5 protein-coding genes are annotated in these 5,490 nt (G+C 36.8%); all 5 read left to right on the top strand.

Going from position 1 to position 5,490, the window contains the following annotated elements; all coding sequences use genetic code 11:
• The first annotated feature begins 51 nt into the window (after nt 1–51).
• The 5 genes from FXV75_RS10915 to FXV75_RS10895 all read left to right on the top strand — a co-directional run bounded on the left by FXV75_RS10915 (nt 52) and on the right by FXV75_RS10895 (nt 5,406).
• Entirely contained in the window at nt 52–1,332 is a 1,281-nt protein-coding gene (locus tag FXV75_RS10915; protein WP_187424882.1) for a TolC family protein, read from the top strand.
• Entirely contained in the window at nt 1,325–2,578 is a 1,254-nt protein-coding gene (locus tag FXV75_RS10910; RefSeq protein ID WP_148833349.1) for an HlyD family efflux transporter periplasmic adaptor subunit, read from the top strand. The genes FXV75_RS10915 and FXV75_RS10910 overlap by 8 nt, the downstream gene beginning before the upstream one ends.
• Before the next feature lie 3 nt (nt 2,579–2,581).
• On the top strand, nt 2,582–3,019 hold the full coding sequence (locus tag FXV75_RS10905; RefSeq protein ID WP_148833347.1) for a hypothetical protein: 438 nt from the start codon (nt 2,582–2,584) through the stop codon (nt 3,017–3,019).
• Nucleotides 3,012–3,467 carry a hypothetical protein gene (locus FXV75_RS10900; protein WP_148833345.1) on the top strand — a complete coding sequence of 152 codons (456 nt, stop codon included), beginning with the start codon at nt 3,012–3,014 and terminating at the stop codon, nt 3,465–3,467. The genes FXV75_RS10905 and FXV75_RS10900 overlap by 8 nt, the downstream gene beginning before the upstream one ends.
• 79 nt (nt 3,468–3,546) lie before the next feature.
• A complete protein-coding gene (locus FXV75_RS10895) occupies nt 3,547–5,406 on the top strand; it encodes an EAL domain-containing protein (protein WP_148833343.1) in 1,860 nt (619 codons plus the stop codon).
• Nucleotides 5,407–5,490 lie beyond the last annotated feature (84 nt).

Genomic DNA, 5,490 nt, shown 5'->3' with positions numbered 1-5,490 from the left:
AGCATGCCTACATCAAAATTTAGATGTGTTGTTGGGCAAAAGGAGAAATCTGTGAGGAGCAGTAAGACGTGTTTCTTTGGTATTTTTTTATTGATGTTAATAAGCCAAGTACAGGCAAACATGTACCCCATTGACTTAAATGCTGTGTATCAGTCGGCTTTATCATCATCGAATGAGTACCGAGCATTAGAAAAAGAAGTGCAATCTGCGACGGCATTGGCTGACATAGAAAGCCAATATTATACGCCAAAAGCGACGCTTACCGGAGAGTGGAACCAATATTATGGTTCTGAAACGCCAGACCCTTCACGGTCTGATGCGCTCAAATTTAACGTGGACATGAAGCTGTGGGGAACGGGGGTTGCTGATAAAATCTCAGCGGCAAACAGCAATTTAGAAGCCTCTCGTCTTGTCGTCAATAGCGAGGCGTTGTCTGTTTATCATACGGTATTGCGCTATTTAGCGAAAATTGAACGGACACGTTTTTATCTCATCGATAACGAGATCATTGAGCAACGTCTTAAAGACTATGTAGAAAAACAGCGAACCGCATCGAATGAAGGTATAGCATCGCTTTCTAGCCTTAAAGAGGCGGAACTTGAACTGAGTCGTTTTAAAGACTCTATTGCACGTATTAAAGCCAGTATTGACCAAATGTTTCGTAGTTTACGAGAAGACACGAATTACCAAACTGACACGCCCGCCAATGTAGGATTAAACCCTAATTTACTAGAGCAATTGCTTAGTGTGAATATAGCTGACATTACGGAAGCAGACATTAAAAAAAGCAACATGGAACTACGAAATCGCAATTTGCTACTGGATTATCAACTCAAAACAGCCAGTGCTCAGCGCGAGAGATTAGTGGTTTCTTTGGTAAATGAAACTCAATTTGAAGTATACGGTAGCGATGAATGGCGTGCGGGAGACATTAAAACGGATTCTTATATTGGTTTGAAAGCCACCTATGATTTATTCAGTTATCAGAATGATCAAAGTCAAAAGTCAGCCTATTATTTGTATGATGCCGAAATGGAACGCGTTTACTTACTTCAAGTGCAACTGTCTTCTCAGCTAAACTCCTTGCAAAAAGATTTTCTTGATATTAAAGATAAACGAATGTCATTAATGGAGCAAATTACTTTAAACGAAGATCTTGTGTCTACACAAGAAAAAGAGTTGTTGATTGATAAACTCGAATACGTCGATATTGTTAAAAGTCTTTCCGGTCTGAGCGCTTCCTACGGAACTCTTTTAAATTATGATTTATCTTTAATTGATGCAATTGTTGATACAATGGCACTTCAGTCTACACAGTTTTTAAATGAATAAAAAAATTAGAATAAAGCCGTATTTTACCGTGGTGGTTTTCGTTATATTGATATTTGTCTATATGATTTTTTTTAGAAAAATCGAAGTCGTTGCGCCTGGTCAAGGGCTAACGGGTATCCACGAAAGTAATGTCTCTCTTAAAAGCCCTTCTAATAGCTATGTTGTTAACATGTTTGCGTCTGTTGGTGATGACGTGAAAAAAGGCCAGAAATTATTAGAATTCCGTAACTTACAAGATGAATATCAATTGCAAGAAGTATCAGAAAGTCTCGTACTCGATAAACTTCTTTTAGAACAATACCAAGAGGAAAAATGCTTTTTAACCAGTGACGTATTCAACCAGGGAAATAATGCAGAAGATACGGCATTTAATTCACAGTACTGTGATGAAAGTAATAATGCTATTGGTTCCGGGGGGCAGTATATACTAAATTTTTATCAAGACTATCTTCAAGAGCAAAGGTATATATTGCAACTGGAAAAAGAAAAAAAACGTCACAAAGAAGAATTGTTAAATAAAAAAGAAGTACTAGGTAAAAAGCGTAATATTCTTATCCGAGGTGGTGGTGAAACATTGCGCCTTTTTGATATGGATGCCGAGTTAAGCGACCTAAATAGTGACATTATCTCTTTTGACATTAGTAAGCTGGACACTCAAAAAAACTTAAATGATAAGTTTATGACCTTTCAGCTTCGCCGTTCAGAGCGTGCTCTCACATTAGATGAAAAAATTAATGAGCTCAGTGCCGATATTATACAAAAAAAATATCAACAGGAGCTTTTACAAGAGAAAAAAGAAAACGCTATGATTCGCTCTCCTTTAGAAGGCAGTGTGCTTGATTTGACAGAAGGAATTGCAATAGGCACTTTCATCCAAGAAGGTAACCCCATTTATACGCTGAAAAAAAGCGGGGCCTCACAGGAAGTCGTGGCTAAGTTTGAGTCACGTTATCGATATTTTCTTGAAATTGGTCGTGATGTAAAAGTAATGACCAATTCGACGGGTTTTAGTAAAGCGTTTACAGGTGTTATTAAAGACATCAGTTCAGACTCGTTGCCATATGAACCAGGTCAAGAGAACAGTAAACGTTATTATCGTGTTGCTATTGAACCTGATGAGGCGTTTCTAAAACTCAAATTAAACTTAGGCATCGATGTTAATGTTATGGTTGTAGAAAGTGAAATAACAGCATTTGAATACATGCTTAGCGTTATTCCCGATGTTTTTAACTTTAAAGTCTGGTAATTTATGATTGGCTTTGTTTCTGCGATTTCAGCGTCCTTGGCGATTATTATATTAGTGGTTATTTCTGCCTTAATCGGTTATGTACAGTCTATTATGCCTGCAAAAGGTTTGATAAAAATTAATGATTTAAAATATCGGTATGTGATGGAAGGAAAATTCATTGAAAATAAACTGCTTGAAGTTATTGTTATTGAAATTGAAAATGCTGCACTGTCTCATCGGGTGGTATCTTATCAGACGGGTTGCAGTTATGGTTTCAATACCAAAAAACGAGAAATGCAAGAAATATCTACATACAACTATCTTGTATTGAATCAATATTTTTTAAACAGTATGAAAATTGAAACAACAAATAATTATGAAACCACTGAAGTACTTAATACTTGCTATGTGGATATTAACTTTTACCCTTTGGAAGTAAGAGAAAAAAATAATGGATGATGATACTTTAGCCCCTTTTGTGGATGCCTTGGCTTCAGCACTTATCATGATGGTATTAGTTGCAATATTTTTTCTTGTTCAAACTGCAACCTCATTAACTGCCAGTGCAAAATTAACCACCATCAGTGATAAGGATCTACATGATCAAAGAGAATTATTTACTCCTATTATTTATCGGGATGTAGTGGAATATAACCTTGATGAAAATCGCTTACGATATATAGTCAACTTTAAACTAGATGAAATGCACAAAATACTTATCTCAAATTCACTAAAAAGTGCTGAATCATTGAGAATAACAATAAACAGTAATGACGATAAAAAAAAGAGTACAGTAAATATGTTGAATTTTTTACGTGATATGAATTTCTCAAAGAATGTGAAGGTTTATACTGAGGTTCTTCCTACAACATCTGTTTTATCGAGTTTGTCTTGGACAATATTGTAGTGATTTATTAAATTAATTTTAATGATGTTTCTTAGTTAAAGTAATATGTTAATATTTTGATCATAGTAAAGGAAAATACATGTACATTTTAGGATTGGTTTTTTATATAGGCGTTCCATTATTTGCTTATTATTTAGAGTCTGCGCGCGATTTTATTATCACTTCATTCCACTTATCGCCTGAAATAACCATATTAATTGGAATTGCTTATATTTACCCTTTGTCTGTGTTTTTGATGTCATTGGCGTTTAAGAATAAGGGCTTTGCAAACATTACTTACTTTCGCTCACAAGTGACCTTATCATCTACCTTGTCAGTGTCATTTGGTCTGATAGGGACCTTTATTGGCTTGTCGCAAATGATTGCCGGTATTGCCGCTGGTATGGGCGCAGAAGGTGACTTTACCACTAAAATGGCGTCATTGTTGGGGGCTATTGGTACAGCGTTAGATTCGATGTCATTGGCGTTTTTAACGTCTATTTTGGGGGTAGGAGCGTCTGTCGCTATTTTATTTTCATCTAACTATCTGGCGTCTTTTTATAGAGAAAACGACCAATTAAAAAAAGACGAAGGAAAGCGCTCTGGCGAAGCTTCAATCAATGCAATGGTGGCGGTTGATGATAAACAACAGGAGGGCTTGGATAATATAAAACACTATCTTGAGCAAACGTTTGAGCTAACGGCCGATAAAGAGAAAGTTTGGTCTGATCTGTATTTAATGCTAGAAAAAAATTCTGGCTCCGAATTAGCAACAACATTAAACGATACGATTCGAACAAATAGCCAAACCATGGCAGCCGTAAAAGACGAAATAGTGACCTTACGTTCTGATCAGCAAGAAACCCGACAAGCTACTGAAAGCGCATTAAAATCAGCAATACTGACTGTCCAGCAAGAATTTGATGGGCTTCGTAACGACCAGCAAACTCATTTGCGATCTACAGAGCGTGTTTTTGGTCAGATGGCCGATCAGCTCACCGAGCACACGCACAGTAGTAACGCCGCGATGAGCGAAATGCGCAATGCGATGCTGTTAATGGTGGACACCACTCAAAAAAGCTATGAAGCCCTCAATAACACTATTACTGAGACGTCCCATCAGCTCTCTTCGGTTGCCAGTATTTTGCATGATTTGCGCATTCAAATGGCCATCCCTTTAGAAGAGTCGTTGGCGACAGCATTGAGAGAAGATGGCTTAGACTTGGTTTATCAAGTGCAAGCCAGTGCTGACGGCAGTGTTAAAGGGGCTGAAGTGTATGTTCGCTGGAACGAATCGGTACGTGGACTAGTGCCTAATTCTGTCTTATTTGAAGTCGCTGAAAAATATGACATGTTGGTAAAACTTGATCGCTGGGTAATGAAATCTGCTTTTGAACAAGCGAGTACATGGAAAAAATCGGGATTATGGCAACCGCATCAAGTTATGGCTATTAATTTAAGTCATAAAACATTAGTCGATCCTGGTTTGTTAAATTATGTAGAAACCTTACTAGAAGATCACGAGTTGGACGCTGCGCATTTTGCATTTGAAGTAACCGAAAATACAATTATGAATTATCCTGAAGAGGCGAGAGACAAAGTGAGGCAGATTGCTCGGCTTGGTATCAAGGTCTATATTGATGATTTTGGTACAGGGTATTCATCATTAGTAAATTTGAAAAATTTCAAAATTGATCGGTTAAAAATAGATAAGGATATTGTTCAAGATGCGTTAGAGTACTCAGATCAAAAAGAATCTATTATTCGTTCAATTATGAATATAGCTGACGAGCTAGATATCCAAGTTTCAGCCGAGGGAATAGAAACCCAGCAGCAGTTAGATTTGTTATCCAGTGTAGGGTGCAGCCTTTTTCAAGGTTATTTTATTGGTCGACCTCAATCAGCGATAGATTTTGAAAATCAATCGTTATCAAATAATATAGAAAACAGTATTTCATGATTAGAATGTAAATGGATTGATACGGATGTTGAAATATACAGCTCTTTAATCGATGTCTTTAATTAAATACTGTTTTTGTTCCCC

Source organism: Marinomonas sp. IMCC 4694 (assembly GCF_008122525.1).
Classification (GTDB): domain Bacteria; phylum Pseudomonadota; class Gammaproteobacteria; order Pseudomonadales; family Marinomonadaceae; genus Marinomonas.
The sequence above is the reverse complement of the archived record's forward strand: the minus strand, read 5'-3'. Positions and strand labels throughout refer to the sequence as shown.